Raw genomic sequence first — 15,370 nt, forward strand, 5'->3', positions numbered from 1 at the left:
CTAACAGTACCCGCCTGGGTGTTTTGCGCCTTAGCTCATCGAAGCAACGATGACTGCACGGGTGCCACCATGAAATCCACCAGCAAACTCCTGGCTATCGGCCTGTTGGCCGCTGCCTCATCAGCACTGGCGGCGCAGGCGCCCTCCCCTGACTATTCACACTTGGTCCTGCTGATCAAAGACGACGGATCCAGCTCGCGAACCCTTCAAGACCGTAGCGATCCGTCCAGCACCTTCCAGTCCCACGTGCCCAACATCACCCCCCTGGTGACGCCCGCCAAAGCGCGGACGCTGGAGGATGTAGACGCCCTGCGCCGGCACCGACTGGACCGCTACTACCTCATCGATACCCGCCACCTGACCCAGCAACAGGCGGAAACACTGGCCCTGCAACTCAAACAGGACCCTGCCATCGAAGCCGTCGACTTTGAACCCCGGGTAGAAGGCATGTACGAGGACAAGGCCGAGCCCATCGCTGAAACTGCACGCAACAGCATTCCGGACTACACCCCACGCCAGCACTATCTGCTGGGCCGGCAAGCCGTGTCGCCCTACAAGATCGGCGGCGTGAATGCCGTGCAGGCCTGGAAGGTTCCCGGTGGCAAAGGCGAGAACATGCGGGTGGTCTCTGCGGAAATCGATCATTGGTCCTACGATCACGTGGACTTGCCCAAACCTTTCCTGGCAGTCGATGAAGGGGCCATCACCGGCTACCACGACACGGCCAGCGTCGGCACCATCGGCTCCAGGGACAACGGCTTCGGCACCACCGGCATCGTGCCCTTGGTCCAGTTGGGCTATTCGCAATTTGGCACCAGCCGATTGATGCAAACTGCCGAACAGCTGAGCCCGGGTGACGTCGTGCAACTGGGCGTGCACCTGAGTTACTCGGCCCTTCCTGGGATAGGCTGCAGCAAGGACTGCTTCATGCCCCTTGAATACAACCGGACGGTGCGGGACATCATCACCTACATGACGGTCGAAAAAGGTGTGCATGTCGTCCTGGCTGCGGCAAACGGCAATATCAATTTGGATCACCCTTACTTCAAGGATTATTTTGATCGCAATACCTTCGATTCCGGCAGCATTTATGCGGGCGCCGTCTCCCCCACCACCGGCTTGAGAGCCAGCTTTTCCCAATACGGCAGCCGCGTCGATCTGTTCAGTTGGGGCGGCGCCGTCACCACGACGACATGGAGCGCCGCCAACCCCACCACCGGCTATACCCACACCTACAGCGGCACCTCTTCCGCGAACCCGATCATTGCGGCGGTCGTCGCGTCTCTACAGGGGGTCGCGCGGTCCCATGGCCTGGGCAATATTCCACCAAAAACGCTGCGTAGCATCCTCGTGGCCACGGGCTACCCGCAGGTTAACGGCAATCGGACCGAAATCGGCGTACAGCCTGACCTGGACGCGGCGATCAGGAAACTGCTCGAAGAGGGTGCCGGCCAACCGCCCACAGGCCGGCTGGCTATCCCCGAAGAAGCCAAATCGGGGCAGACGTTCAACAGCCATGTCTACGCTGAATCGCCGACTCAAAAACCGCTGGCGTACCGCTGGAATGCCAGTGGATTCACCCCGCCCTACGGGGATGGGTCAACCTTGGCTTTGACCGCTCCGATCGTCCCCGTCGACACGCTCACCTCGATATCGGTGACGGTGTCCGACGGCACGCACACCCTCGATCTGAGCGAGAACATCACCATCAAAGCGCCTGACGCGCCTCCGGTCGGGGACTGCGCCGCTGCCTGGATCGCGAGCAAGGTGTATGCCTCAGCCGGCGAAAAAGTCTCCTACGGCGGTTACAACTACCAAGTGACGCACTGGACGCAAAACAATCGCCCCGATTTGCATTTTGTCGAATCCGGCGCCGCCAAACCCTGGCTACGCCTGGGCACCTGCGGTAGTGGACTGCCAGTCGCCAGGATAACCGGGCCATCCACGGTTGAAGCCGGCAAAGCCGTGCTGCTGTCGGGAGTGTCATCCACAGGTCAAGGCTTGCGTTTTGCCTGGGCAGCCAATGGATTCAACCCGGCCACATCGACACAGGCGTCCAGCAGCTTCGTTGCACCCAATACTGCCGGCGCGCGCAGCATCCTATTGACCGTCACGGATGAACACAGCCGCACGGCGACTGCCAGCCACACCCTGACGGTGCTCGCCGGCACACCGGCCAACCGCCCACCCGTGGGCAGCCTGCAGGGCAGCGATACGGTGGATTCAGGCAAAGCCGTGGCCTTCACCGCCAACACCAGCGACCCGGACGGCGACCCAATGACCTACGCCTGGACGCGTCCGGGCGGCTTCACCGGCACCGTCGGCAATACTCGCAGCGTGACCCTCACCGCCCCTGCCGTCACCGGCGATACCCACGCCACCGTCAGCGTCGCGGTCAGTGACGGGCGCGGCGGCGTGCTGCGGCTGGACAAACCAATCACCGTCAAGGCGCCACCACCGTCCGGCAATTGCGGCGCTATTGCCGCCTGGTCGGCTACCAAGGTGTATTCGACCTCCGCAGAGTCGGTGGCGTACAACGGCATGATCTACAAGCAGAACTTCTACAGCATCAACAAGCCACCGGATGCCAACTCTGCCGCCTACGGCAAGGAATGGCAGCTCGGCGTGCCCTGCCCTTGAAGCAAAGGTGGTGAGCGCACACGCCAGCTCACCGCCATTTGCGCCTCTCACACAATTTTCCTACAAGTTTTGCTAAAAATACCCCGCGCGCCGTTAGTCGCTAGCCCCTGCCATGCATTAAAGTAGGCGCCCCAGGCTGTCGTTTGTTACATGACGCACAGGCTCATCTCTCCAGGAACCGTCATCGATGGAACATCGTGAAGCGCTGCTCGCGCTGCGAACCTTTCTTTCTACGCAGATTCTCGGCCAGGAAAAACTCATCGATCGCCTGCTGATCGCCCTGCTCGCCGACGGCCATATGCTGGTCGAAGGCGCACCAGGCCTCGCCAAGACCAAGGCCATCAAAGAGCTGGCCGAAGGCATCGAAGCGCAGTTCCATCGTATCCAGTTCACTCCCGACCTGTTGCCCGCCGACATCACCGGCACCGAAATCTATCGCCCGGAAACCGGCAGCTTCGTGTTCCAGCAAGGGCCGATCTTCCACAACCTGGTGCTGGCGGACGAGATCAACCGCGCCCCGGCCAAGGTGCAGTCGGCCCTGCTGGAGGCCATGGCCGAGCGCCAGGTCAGCGTCGGGCGCAGTACCTACGACCTGTCCCCGCTGTTTCTGGTGATGGCCACGCAAAACCCCATCGAGCAGGAAGGCACCTATCCGCTGCCCGAGGCCCAGCTCGACCGTTTCCTGATGCACGTCAAGATCGGCTTCCCCGACGCCGCCGTCGAACGGCGCATCCTGCAACAGGCGCGTGGCGAAGCGCTCAACGGCGAAACCAAGCCCGAGCGCCGCGTCAGCCAGCAGGCGATTTTTGCCGCGCGCAAGGAAATCCTCGGCCTCTACATGGCCGATGCCGTGGAGGAATACCTGGTGCAACTGGTCATGGCCACGCGCACCCCGGCCAAGTTCGACCCGGAAATGGCCGAGTGGATCGCCTACGGCGCCAGCCCGCGCGGCTCCATCGCCCTGGACCGCTGCGCACGAGCGCATGCCTGGCTGGCCGGCCGCGACTTTGTCAGCCCGGAAGACATCCAGGCCGTGCTGTTTGACGTGCTGCGCCATCGCATCATCCTGTCGTTCGAAGCCGAAGCGGCCGGGATTGACCAGGACCGTGTGGTGCAACGCATTCTCGACGTCGTTGCCGTCGCTTGAAGTCGATGAACGCCAGCGTAGGGGTGCACGTCACGCTCAGCGAGCTGATCGAGATGCGCCACCGCGTGCGCGAAGTGCAGCTGTTCTCCACGCCGAGCCAGCGCAGCCCGCTGATCGGCCTGCACCATTCCAAGCTGCGCGGGCGCGGTGTCGACTTCGATCAGGTGCGGGTGTACCAGGCCGGCGACGATGTGCGCACCATCGACTGGCGCGTCACGGCACGTACCCAGGAGCCGCACACCAAGCTGTTCCACGAAGAGCGCGAACGGCCGATTTTCATCATGGTCGAGCAAAGCTGCCGGCTGTTTTTCGGCTCGGGGCAGATGTTCAAGTCCGTACTCGCCGCTCAGGCCGCCAGCTTGATCGGTTGGGCGGCGCTGGGGCATAACGACCGCGTCGGCGGGCTGGTGTTCGGCGACAACGAGCACTACGAAATCAAGCCGCGCCGCAGCAAGCAAAGCCTGCTGCAATTGCTCAACCGCCTGGTGCGCGTCAACCAGAGCCTGGACACCGAACGCCGCCCGGAGGCCGACGCCCTGGGCATGGCCCTGCGCCGTGGCCGCGAAGTGCTGCGCCCCGGCAGCCTGGTGATTGTGATCTGCGACGAACGCGCCCTCACCGAAGGCGCCGAGCAACAATTGAGCCTGCTGTCACGCCATTGCGACTTGCTGCTGTTGCCAATCTCCGACCCGTTGGACCACGCCCTGCCGGCGGCCGGGCTGTTGCGTTTCGCGCAACGAGGCGCACAGTTGGAACTGGACACCCTGAACTTCGACTTGCGCCAAGCCTACAAGGCCCAGGCCGAAGCGCGCATCGCCCGCTGGGAGCTGCTCGCACAGAAGCTGCGGATACTGCTGATGCCCTTGAGCACCCAGAGTGAAATGGTCGAGCAACTGCGCGAATACCTAAACCCGCAACGCCCGGCCAAAAAACAATGAGCAGCCTCGACCAACTGCAACCGCTGATCGCCCCGCCGACCATCGGCTTCTGGCCACCCGCGCCGGGTTGGTGGCTGTTGTTGCTGGTGATTCCGCTGATCGGTTGGGGGTTATGGTCACTTCGGCGCTTCCTGCCGACCCGACGCCCCCTGGCCCGCGCCGAACAACCGCTGGACCCGCTGCGCATCGCTGCGCTGGCCGAATTGGCGCTGATGCCCAAGCCCTACGACGGCGCGCCCGCCGGTGCCTGGCTGCAACAGCTCAACGGCCTGCTCAAGCGCCTATGCCGCAATGACTACCCCTACAGCCAGAGCCACACCCTCAACGGTCGCAAATGGCTGGCATTCCTCGACAACCGCTGCCCGGCTGCCGGCCTCACACGCTGGATGGTCCTGGTGGAAGGCGCCTACAAACCCGAATGCAAACTCGACGACAAGGCCATTGCCGGCCTGACCCAAGCGGTCGACACTTGGATTCGCAAACATGTTTGAGTTCGCCTGGCCGTGGATCTTCGTCCTGTTGCCCTTGCCCTGGCTGATGCGCTTGGTCCTGCCGGCGGCCGACAGCGGCGAGCCCGCCCTTAAAGTCAGCTACCTCAGCGACCTCGAAGGCCTGGCCCGCCGCCGTGCCCGGGTGAACCTGCCGGGCTGGCGCCAACAGGCACCCTTCGTGCTGCTGTGGCTGCTGCTGTTGACCGCCGCCGCGCGCCCGGAATGGCTCGGCGAACCACTGCCGATTGCCGCCAGTGGCCGTGATTTGCTGGTGGCGGTGGACGTGTCCGGCTCGATGGATTTTCCCGACATGCATTGGCAGGACGAAGACGTAAGCCGCCTGAACCTGGTCAAGCACCTGCTCGGCGACTTTCTCGAAGGCCGCGAAGGCGATCGCGTGGGCCTGATCCTGTTCGGCAGCCAGGCCTACCTGCAAGCGCCGCTGACCTTTGACCGCCGCACCGTGCGCACCTGGCTGGATGAAGCGCGCATCGGCATCGCCGGCAAGAACACCGCCATTGGCGATGCCATTGGCCTGGCGCTGAAACGCCTGCGCCAGCGCCCTGCGCAAAGCCGCGTGCTGATCCTGGTCACCGATGGCGCCAACAACGCCGGGCAGATCAACCCGCTGACCGCCGCGCGCCTGGCAGCTGAAGAAGGGGTGAAGATCTACCCCATCGGCATCGGCGCCGACCCTGAGCAAACCGGCTCCCTGGGCATCCTTGGCGTCAACCCGAGCCTGGACCTCGACGAGCCGGCGCTCAAGGCCATCGCTGAAGCCACCGGAGGCCAATACTTCCGTGCCCGTGATGGCGAAGAGCTGGAAGCGATCAAACAAACACTGGACAAACTTGAGCCCGTCGAACAGCAACCGACCCAGGCGCGCCCGGCGCAGGCGCTGTACAGCGGGCCGCTGGCCCTGGCGCTGATCCTGAGCATGTTGCTGGTGATCCAGGAGCGCTGGCCGAACAACGCATTGCAACGCGGGTTCAACAAACTGTCGAGCAAGGGGATCTTCCTGCAACAGCATCCGGAATGGCGCCAGCGCCTTAAACGCCTGCGTTTGCGGAGGCGTCGATGATCGACCTCTGGCCGCATTGGTTCCGTCCCTGGTGGCTGTTGCTGCTGCCCCTGCTTGGCTGGTTGCTGTGGCAGCTGTGGCATCGACAAAAACGCGCCGGGCGCTGGCAGATGATCCTGCCGCCGGCCTTCCACGCCGTGCTGCTCAGTGGTGGCAATGGGCGCGAAAGCAAATCGCCGTGGGTGTTGCTGGGCCTCGCCTGGCTGTTGGCCGTGCTGGCGTTGCTGGGTCCCAGTTGGCAGCGGGTTGAACAAACCAGCCAGAAGCCCTCCGACCCGTTGGTGGTGCTGCTGGAACTGACCCCGGAAATGCTCGCCACCGACAGCCCGCCCAACCGCCTGGAACAGGCACGGCGCAAGCTCTATGACTTGTTGCAGGCGCGCACCGATGCGCAAACCGCCATCGTCGTGTATGCCGGCAGCGCCCACACCCTGGTGCCGCTGTCGGATGACCTGGCCACCAGCCGCAACCTGCTCGAAGCCCTGCGCCCCTCGATCATGCCCGAGCCCGGCCACCGCGCCGACCTGGCCGTGGAGAAGGCCCTCGACCTGCTCAAGCACGGTGGCCTGGGTCAAGGACGCCTGCTGCTGGTCGGCTCATCGTTGTCCAAACAGGAACGCCAGGGCATTCGCCTGCTGCTGCAAAGCAACCAGACCCCAAGCCTGTCAATCCTGGGGATCGGCAGCCGTGAAGGCACGCCGGTGACCCAGGAAAGCGGCGAATTCCTCAAGGACGAACAAGGCGCGATCCTCGTGCCACGCCTCGACAGCCCGACACTCAAGGCCTTCGCCAGCGAAATGGGCGGCCGTTACCGTGCCGCACGCCTGGACGATAAAGACCTGCGCCAGCTCGGCGTGCTGGACCCGCCCCAAGCCCTGCGCAACGACGGCCAGTTGCTGCACCTCGACACCTGGGCCGACCAGGGTTACTGGTTACTGCTGCCGCTGTTGCTGCTGGCCGCCTGCGCCGGGCGGCGCGGCTGGTTGTTCTGTTTACCGCTGCTGCTGTTGGGCGCGCCGCAACCCAGCTACGCCTTTGAATTCCAGGATTTGTGGCTGCGACCCGACCAGCAAGGCCAATACCTGCTCAAGCAGAAACGCCCCGCCGAGGCCGCCGAGCATTTCCAGGACCCGCAGTGGCAAGGCGTCGCCCTGTACGAGGCCGGCAACTACGCAGAGGCCATCAAGCGGTTTGCCGAGGGTAATGACGCCTATTCCCACTACAATCGCGGCAACGCCCTGGCCAAGTCCGGTGAGCTGGAAGCGGCCATCGACGCCTACGAACAAGCGCTGGAAGCCCAGCCCGACCTGCAACCGGCGCTGAAAAACAAGGCCTTGGTAGAAACCCTGATCCAGGAACAGGCAGAACCCGAGCCGGAAAAGCCGGAAAAAAACGAGGATGACGAAACCACCCAACCCGGCCAAACTGCGCAACCGGGCGCCAGCGGGCAAAATGCCACGGGTGGCGAACAATCGTCCCAGGGCCAGGGCGAGGCCGGCACCGGCGATACCCAGGCCGGCACCCCGCCGCACGCTGGCGGCAACGACGTGCCGGGCAGCGAGTTGGGCGATGAGCAAACCACCACCCCGCCACTGCTTCCTGCCGACGCCAACCTCGACGGTGAACACCGCCAGGCCCTGGAACAATGGCTGCGGGAGATCCCGGACAACCCCGGTGAACTGCTGCGACGCAAATTCTGGTACGAACAGCAACAGCATCAGGACAAGACTCGATGAGCCGCCGCACCACCCTTCTGCTTCTGCTCGCGTTGTCGGCAGGCCACGCCCAGGCGGCCAGCCTGGTCGCCAGCGTCGACCGCAACCGCCTCAATTCCGGGGAAACGGTGGAACTGACGGTGGAATCCAGCGATGTCACCCAGTTCGGCAAGCCCGACCTGTCGCCCCTGGATGCGCAATTCGAAGTCAGCGGCACGCGCCAACTCAACCAACTCACGACACTGGGTGGCGATAACCATGCGACCACGCGCTGGATCATCACCCTGCTGCCCAAGGAAAACGGCACGGTGGTGATTCCGCCGCTGCAAGTGGGTGAGTACACGACCCAGCCGATCAGCCTGCAAGTGCTGGAAACCAGCAGCCAGGACACCAACGCCGAGTTGGCCCCGGTGTTTGTCGAAGCCAACCTCGACCAGACCAGCGTCTATGTGCAGGCCCAGGCATTGTTGACCGTGCGCGTGTACCACTCGGTGTCGCTGTATGACGACAGCAGTCTCACGCCGTTGCAGATCCCCGATGCCCGTGTCGAACAGTTGGGCGAGTCGCGCACCTACGAAAAGGTCATCAACAGCATCCGCCATGGCGTGATCGAAACCCGCTACGCGATCTACCCGCAGCACAGCGGTACCCTGGAGATTCCGACGCAGACGTTCAGCGCCACGCTGGTGGAATCGCGGCCGCCCCAGGAAAACACGCTGCAAGGCACCAAGCCGGGCAAACTGATCCACGTGAGTTCGCCGGCGCTGCCACTGGTGGTCAAGCCCAAGCCAGCGCTGTACCCCGTCGATACGCCGTGGTTGCCGGCCCGTAGCCTCACCCTCACCGAGAGCTGGAACCCGGAGCCTGAACAGGTACAAGTCGGCGACTCCCTGACCCGCAGCCTGACCGTCAAGGCCGAGGGTCTGTCCAGCGCCCAACTGCCAGCCCTGCCCAGCACCGACATCAACGGCCTGCGCCGCTACCCGGACCAGCCGGTGCTCGGCAACCAGACCAGTGACCGTGGCCTGATCGGCAGCCGCGAAGACCGCGAAGCCCTGGTGCCCAACCGTGTCGGCGCCCTGGAACTGCCCGCTGTTGAAGTGGTGTGGTGGAACACCCACGAAGACCATCTGGAACGCACCAGCCTGCCGGCCCGTACCCTGCAAGTCGCCAATAACCCCAGCCTGGCGGTGGACACACCTGCCACGCCGACCATCATCACCGCGCCGGACGACAGCCGTCTGTGGCTGTGGCAACTCAGCACACTCATCCTCGCCTGCACCACCCTGCTGGGCTTCGGCCTGTGGTGGCGTGCACGCTGGCAACCGGCGGTATTGCGTGCCGCACACACCGGCCCGAGCCCACGGACCTTGCTCGACGACCTCAAGCGCGCCACCCAGGCCAACGACCCCCAGGCCACCCGCCAGGCACTGGATGCCTGGGCGCGGCAACAGCCGGAAACCCTGGCGGACATGGCGGCGCGGTTCGTGCCGTTGTCGGATGCCTTGGATGGGCTCAACGGCGCGCTCTACAGCGAGAGCGGTCAATACTGGCTGGGCGAAGAGCTGTGGCGTGCGGTCAAAGCCATCCCGATGGCCGAGCGCGAGCAGGACCCGGCGACGGACAGCACCAGCTTGCCGCCGCTCTACCCCAAATAACCCCCCGCTATATTCCTGACACTCCACAAAATCAAATCAACGCTGAACTACGGCTGTTGTGGGAGATTTTTCAGGGTCTGAAAAGTTGTGTAGATACCTACGGCCATCGGAGGCAAGCCTCCTCCCACATTGGATCGGCGTCGTCTGGAGCAGCGGGTTCGCAATACAGGTAAACTCCCCTCCTTTTCATCTTCTCCACGGAGTTCGCCTTGCGTCTGTTCCACACCTCCGACTGGCACCTTGGCCAAAACCTGCATGGCCAGGAACGCGACTTCGAACACGCCTGCTTCCTCGAATGGCTGCTGCGCCAGATCGCTGCCCAGCAACCCGATGCGCTGTTGATCGCTGGCGATATCTTCGACACCGTGAACCCGCCGCTCAAGGCCCAGGAGCGGCTGTATGACTTCATCATCAGCGCCCACGAACAAAATCCGAAACTGACCATCGTGATGATCGCCGGCAACCACGACTCCGGCTCGCGGATCGAACTGCCCGCGCCGTTGATGCGCCGTTTGCGCACCCATGCGCTGGGCCGCGTGCTGTGGCTGGACGACGGCCAGTTGGACGCCGAGCGCCTGCTGATCCCTCTGCCGGATGCCAAGGGCAAGGTCGCCGGCTGGTGCCTGGCGCTGCCATTCTTGCGCCCGGCGGAAGTCACCGGGGCGCACCTGGGTGACGACTACCTGCACGGTATCGGCCAGGTCCATGAGTGGCTGATCGCGGCGGCTAACGCCAAACGCAAAAAAGGCCAGGCACTGATCGCCATCAGCCATGCGCATATGGCCGGCGGTTCGGTATCGGAAGATTCCGAGCGCAGCCTGATCATCGGCAATGCCGAGGCGCTGCCGGCCAAACTGTTCGATAAAAGTGTCGGCTATGTTGCCCTCGGCCATTTGCACAAGCCGCAAAAGGTCAATGGCGAAGAGCGCATTCGCTACAGCGGCTCGCCGATTCCGTTGTCGTTTTCCGAAATTGGCTACAAGCACCAGATTCTCGACGTGACGTTCCAGGGCGAACGACTGGTCAGCGTCGAGCCGCTGCTGATTCCCCGTTCGGTCAACCTGCAACGTCTGGAAGCAGCGCCCCTGGCAGACATCCTCAAACAGCTGGCCGACTTGCCCGACATCGACCTGCTCGCCGAAACCCAGCGCCACCCCTGGCTGGAAGTGCGCGTGCGCCTCGACGAGCCGCAACCGGATCTGCGCCAGCAGATCGAAACCGCCCTGCAAGGCAAGGCCGTGCGCCTGGTGCGTATTGCTGCCGAATACGCCGGTAAACGCGGCAGCGAAAACACCGATGATGAGCACCTGATCGAACTCGACCAGCTCACGCCCCAGGAGTTGTTCAGCCGTGCCTGGCAGGACAGCTACGGCAGTGAAGTGGATGAACAGACCTTGAAGGATTTCGCCGTGCTGCTCCAGGAAGTGCAACAGGAGGGTGAACAGCCATGAAGATCCTCGCCATCCGCCTGAAAAACCTCGCCTCCCTGGCGGGCCCGTTCGAAATCGACTTTACCGCCGAACCCTTGGCCAGTGCCGGGTTGTTCGCCATCACCGGGCCGACCGGGGCCGGCAAAAGCACCCTGCTCGATGCCCTGTGCCTGGCGCTGTTTGGCGCGGTGCCACGCCTGGGTGACACCGGCCAGGCCAAGATGCCGGATGCCGACAGCGATATTTCCATCGGTGACCCACGCACCCTGATCCGTCGCGGCACCGGTGGCGGGTATGCCGAGGTGGACTTTGTCGGCGTCAGCGGCCGTCGCTATCGCGCACGCTGGGAAGCCAACCGCGCCCGCGACAAGGCCAGCGGCAAGCTGCAGAACAGCCGTCAGAGTCTGATCGACCTGGACAGCGACCAACTGCTGGCCAGCCAGAAAACTGAATACAAGACCCAGCTGGAACTGGCCCTGGGCCTGAACTTCGAGCAGTTCACCCGCGCGGTGTTGCTGGCGCAAAGCGAGTTCAGCGCCTTCCTCAAGGCCAACGATAACGAGCGCAGCGAACTGCTCGAAAAGCTCACCGACACCGCGCTCTATACCCAGCTTGGCCGTCGCGCATTCGACAAAGCCAAGGAGGCCAAGGACGCGCACAAACACCTGCAGGACCAGGCCACCGGCGTGGTGCCCCTGGCCCCCGAAGCTCGCGCCGAACTGGACCAGCAATTCGATGCGGCCCAGCAGCAGCTCAAGACCCAGCAGGCCCAGCTCAAGCAGTTGGAGTTGCAGCACACCTGGCTCAAGGAACTGCATGAATGGCAAGACCGCCAGCGCAGTGCCACCGAACAATTGCAGCGTGCGCAAGCCGAGTGGGACAACCAGGCCCCGCAGCGCCAGGACCTGAACCGTCTCGACCAACTGGCACCGCAACGCCATCAGTTTGCACGCAAGGCTGAACTGCTCACCTTGCTGACGCCCCTGGCCGCGCAGATTCAGCGGCACACCGAGCAACAGGTCGAACTGCATACCCGCCAGGCGCAACTGCAACAACAGCAGACCGCCGCCCAGACCGCGCTGGTTGACGCACAGCAGCAGCAAACCGCCGCCGCCCCCCTACTACGCCAAGCCTTCGATGCGCAAAATACCCTCGCCCACCTGACCGAGAGCTTGGGCAAATTCGCGTCTGAAAAACACTTGGCGCAAACCGCCTGCACTGAAGGTCAGGCCAACTTGAATGGCTTGCTCGACAAGCAAAAACAAGTCGACGAGCGCCTGCAACGCCTCGCCGCCGAACTGGAACGCAGCAGCGCACTCGCGCCGTTGAGCGATGCCTGGAACGCCTACCGCGATCGCCTGCAACAGTTGATGCTGATCGGTAATCGCCTGAAAAAAGGCCAGGCCGAACTGCCACAGCTTGAACAGCGTGCGACCAGCGCCGCAGAAAAATTTGCCCAGCAACGCGAAGCCCTCGACCTGCTGTATCAAGAAGCCGGCGCCGAACCCCATGCCGTGGCCGAACAGGTGCAACTGCTGGCCAGCCTGTTGCAGGACAATCGCAAGCAGCAGCGCGCCTTCGAAGACCTGTCACGCCTGTGGGACAGTCAGCAGCAGCTGGAGCAGCAAGCGGTTGCCATCACGCAAAAGCTCGCCGATGCCGCGCAGCAACGCGACCAACTGAACCAGACCGGCCTGCAAACCAAGGCCGAGCTGGCGGTGGCCGAACAGACCCTGACGGTGACCAAGCAACTCTTGGAGCGCCAGCGCCTGGCGCGCAGTGCCAGCGTCGAGGAATTGCGCGAGCAGCTGCAGGACGGCCAGCCCTGCCCGGTGTGTGGCAGCGACGAGCACCCGTATCACCAGCCCGAAGCCCTGCTGCACAGTCTCGGTCGCCACGACGACAACGAAGAGGCCACGGCGCAGCAAGCCGTCGAGAGCCTCAAGGAAAAACTCACCGAGCTACGTGGCGAAGTCGGCGGCCTGATCGCCCAGCAAAAAGAATTCCTGCACCAACAGGAGCTCCTGGCCACGCAACAACAAGCACTCAAGCCCAGCCTGGACGCGCACCCACTGGCGGCCTCGCTGTTCAATCAGGACGAAGCCAAACGCAGCCATTGGTTGGCCCAGCAACTCAGCCAACTGAGCCAAAGCATCACTCAGGACGAACAGCGCCAGGGCGCCCTGCTCAACCTGCAGCAAAACGCCGGGCGCTTGCAGCAACAACTGCAAACCGCTCAGGACAGCAGCCAGCAGGCCCGCCAATTGATGCTGGATCAACAGCGCGAACTGTCCAACGACCGCGAGCGTCTTGACGAAGAGCTGCACGCCTTCGCCAGCCTCCTGCCGGCAGAAACCCTCGAAGGCTTGCGCAGCGAACCCGCCGCGACCTTTATGCTGCTCGACCAGCAGGTCAGCCAACGCCTTGAACAACTGGGCCACCAACGCGATGAGCGGGACGAGCAACAGCAGCGCCAACAGGCCATCGAGAAAGAACACACCCATCAACAGCATCGCCAGCAGCAACTCGATGCCCTGAACCAGCAATTTGCCGAACTGGCAGCGCAGCAGCAGGCCGCCCAGGAAAAACTCAGTGCCTTGCTGGGCGAACACCCCAGCGCCGAACACTGGCAACAGCAACTGGAACAGGCCGTGGTGCAGGCACGCCAGAGCGAGGCCGATGCCAACCAGCAGTTGCAGGACATCCGCAACCAACTGATCCAACTGGCCGCCGACCTCAAGGCCCAGCAGGAGCGCGAGCAAGCCTTCGAAGCCGAACAGCACAGCCTCGATGCCCGCACCACCGAATGGCGCGCCCTGCACCCCGAGCTGGATGACGAGGGCCTGGCGCGTCTGCTGGCGTTCGATGACGCGCACATCACCGCGCTGCGCGAGCATCTGCACAGCAGCGAAAAAGCCGTTGAGCAAGCCAAGGTGTTGCTGCAAGAGCGCGAACAACGCCTCGCCGAACACCAGGCCCTGCACAACGGCAACCTGGACGCCGAACAACTCGATGGCGCCCTGACCGCACTCAATCAGCACTTGGCCGAGGGCGAAAAACACTGCGCCGAACTGCGCGCGCGCCAGTCCGAAGACCAGCGTCGCCAGGACGCCAACAGTGCCCTGGCCGAGCAAATCGCCAAGGCCTATGAGGAGTGGCAACGCTGGGCGCGCCTGAACGCGCTGATCGGCTCCGCCACCGGCGACACCTTCCGCAAGATCGCCCAGGCCTACAACCTCGACCTGCTGGTGCACCACGCCAACGTGCAACTGCGCCAACTGGTGCGCCGCTACCGCCTCAAGCGCGGCGGCAGCATGTTGGGCCTGCTGGTGATGGACACGGAAATGGGCGACGAACTGCGCTCGGTGCATTCGCTGTCGGGTGGCGAGACGTTCCTGGTCTCGCTGGCCTTGGCCTTGGGCTTGGCATCAATGGCGTCCAGCACCTTGAAAATCGAATCGCTGTTTATCGATGAGGGCTTCGGCAGCCTCGACCCCGAGTCCCTGCAATTGGCCATGGACGCCCTCGACGGCTTGCAAGCCCAAGGCCGCAAGGTGGCGGTGATCTCCCACGTACAGGAAATGCACGAGCGCATCCCGGTGCAGATCCAGGTCAAACGCCAGGGCAATGGCTTGAGCACCCTGGAGGTCAAGTGAGCGAGGCGCTGCTGTATTCGTTTCGACGCTGCCCCTACGCCATGCGCGCTCGCTTGGCATTGCGCTATGCGGGGCTGGCGGTGCGTATCGTCGAGGTGAGCCTCAAGGCCAAGCCGCCCGAAATGCTGGCGCTGTCGCCCAAAGGCACGGTGCCGGTGCTGGTGGTGGATGGCGGGGTGATCGATGAGAGCCTGGGGATCATGCAGTGGGCCCTGGCGCAGCACGACCCGGATGACTGGTTGTTGCAGGGGAATCCGGCGGTGCTTGAGCTGATCGCCGAAAACGACTCAACGTTCAAACATCATTTGAATCGATACAAGTACGCCGAACGCTACCCGGAGCAACCGATGGAACGTTATCGGGCAGACGGCGAAGTGTTCTTGCAGAAGCTGGAAGGGTTGCTGGCACAGAATGGATACTTGCTGGCCGACCACTTGAGCCTGGCCGACGTGGCACTGGTACCGTTTGTGCGGCAGTTTGCCCACGTGGATCGGGAGTGGTTTGCCGGTACGCCGCACACCCGTTTGCAGTGCTGGCTAGCGCGGATTCTGCAATCGCCTCTGTTCTGTGCGGCAATGGCAAAACCCTAGGGCCGGCAAATATTAAGATGTGAA

At 63.5% G+C, this 15,370-nt stretch carries 10 protein-coding genes; all 10 read left to right on the forward strand.

Going from position 1 to position 15,370, the window contains the following annotated elements:
• Nucleotides 1-69: 69 nt before the first annotated feature.
• The 10 genes from AD670_RS15545 (at nt 70) to AD670_RS15590 (ending at nt 15,346) form a co-directional block, all read left to right on the forward strand.
• The gene (locus AD670_RS15545; protein WP_053133926.1) at nt 70-2,640 is read left to right on the forward strand and encodes a S8 family serine peptidase; all 2,571 of its coding nucleotides are present in this window, start codon (nt 70-72) and stop codon (nt 2,638-2,640) included.
• Nucleotides 2,641-2,827: 187 nt separating this feature from the next.
• Complete coding sequence (locus tag AD670_RS15550; protein WP_003174327.1) at nt 2,828-3,787, forward strand: MoxR family ATPase; 960 nt, start codon at nt 2,828-2,830, stop codon at nt 3,785-3,787.
• A gap of 5 nt (nt 3,788-3,792) precedes the next feature.
• Nucleotides 3,793-4,725, forward strand: coding sequence for a DUF58 domain-containing protein (locus tag AD670_RS15555; protein ID WP_053133929.1), 933 nt, complete (start codon nt 3,793-3,795; stop codon nt 4,723-4,725).
• Nucleotides 4,722-5,216, forward strand: a complete 495-nt coding sequence (locus tag AD670_RS15560; RefSeq protein WP_053133933.1) for a DUF4381 domain-containing protein — start codon at nt 4,722-4,724, stop codon at nt 5,214-5,216. The genes AD670_RS15555 and AD670_RS15560 overlap by 4 nt, the downstream gene beginning before the upstream one ends.
• The gene (locus AD670_RS15565) at nt 5,209-6,297 is read left to right on the forward strand and encodes a VWA domain-containing protein (RefSeq protein ID WP_053133936.1); all 1,089 of its coding nucleotides are present in this window, start codon (nt 5,209-5,211) and stop codon (nt 6,295-6,297) included. The genes AD670_RS15560 and AD670_RS15565 overlap by 8 nt, the downstream gene beginning before the upstream one ends.
• Nucleotides 6,294-8,033 carry a tetratricopeptide repeat protein gene (locus tag AD670_RS15570; protein WP_053133939.1) on the forward strand — a complete coding sequence of 580 codons (1,740 nt, stop codon included), beginning with the start codon at nt 6,294-6,296 and terminating at the stop codon, nt 8,031-8,033. The genes AD670_RS15565 and AD670_RS15570 overlap by 4 nt, the downstream gene beginning before the upstream one ends.
• The gene (locus AD670_RS15575) at nt 8,030-9,670 is read left to right on the forward strand and encodes a BatD family protein (protein WP_053133942.1); all 1,641 of its coding nucleotides are present in this window, start codon (nt 8,030-8,032) and stop codon (nt 9,668-9,670) included. The genes AD670_RS15570 and AD670_RS15575 overlap by 4 nt, the downstream gene beginning before the upstream one ends.
• Nucleotides 9,671-9,879: 209 nt before the next feature.
• Nucleotides 9,880-11,121, forward strand: coding sequence for an exonuclease SbcCD subunit D C-terminal domain-containing protein (locus AD670_RS15580; RefSeq protein WP_053133945.1), 1,242 nt, complete (start codon nt 9,880-9,882; stop codon nt 11,119-11,121).
• Complete coding sequence (locus AD670_RS15585) at nt 11,118-14,756, forward strand: AAA family ATPase (protein WP_053133949.1); 3,639 nt, start codon at nt 11,118-11,120, stop codon at nt 14,754-14,756. The genes AD670_RS15580 and AD670_RS15585 overlap by 4 nt, the downstream gene beginning before the upstream one ends.
• A complete protein-coding gene (locus AD670_RS15590) occupies nt 14,753-15,346 on the forward strand; it encodes a glutathione S-transferase (RefSeq protein WP_053133951.1) in 594 nt (197 codons plus the stop codon). Before AD670_RS15585 ends, AD670_RS15590 begins: the two co-directional genes overlap by 4 nt.
• The last annotated feature ends 24 nt before the right edge of the window (nt 15,347-15,370 follow it).

Origin of the sequence: Pseudomonas sp. MIACH, assembly GCF_001269925.1 — a bacterium.
Lineage (GTDB): Bacteria > Pseudomonadota > Gammaproteobacteria > Pseudomonadales > Pseudomonadaceae > Aquipseudomonas.

What these genes read in the sequence shown, in the direction of transcription:
- AD670_RS15550 (WP_003174327.1), top strand. Translation starts at nt 2,828, where the DNA reads ATGGAACATCGTGAAGCGCTGCTCGCGCTGCGAACCTTTCTTTCTACG.
- AD670_RS15560 (WP_053133933.1), top strand. Translation starts at nt 4,722, where the DNA reads ATGAGCAGCCTCGACCAACTGCAACCGCTGATCGCCCCGCCGACCATC.
- AD670_RS15555 (WP_053133929.1), top strand. Translation starts at nt 3,793, where the DNA reads ATGAACGCCAGCGTAGGGGTGCACGTCACGCTCAGCGAGCTGATCGAG.
- AD670_RS15575 (WP_053133942.1), top strand. Translation starts at nt 8,030, where the DNA reads ATGAGCCGCCGCACCACCCTTCTGCTTCTGCTCGCGTTGTCGGCAGGC.
- AD670_RS15570 (WP_053133939.1), top strand. Translation starts at nt 6,294, where the DNA reads ATGATCGACCTCTGGCCGCATTGGTTCCGTCCCTGGTGGCTGTTGCTG.
- AD670_RS15545 (WP_053133926.1), top strand. Translation starts at nt 70, where the DNA reads ATGAAATCCACCAGCAAACTCCTGGCTATCGGCCTGTTGGCCGCTGCC.
- AD670_RS15585 (WP_053133949.1), top strand. Translation starts at nt 11,118, where the DNA reads ATGAAGATCCTCGCCATCCGCCTGAAAAACCTCGCCTCCCTGGCGGGC.
- AD670_RS15565 (WP_053133936.1), top strand. Translation starts at nt 5,209, where the DNA reads ATGTTTGAGTTCGCCTGGCCGTGGATCTTCGTCCTGTTGCCCTTGCCC.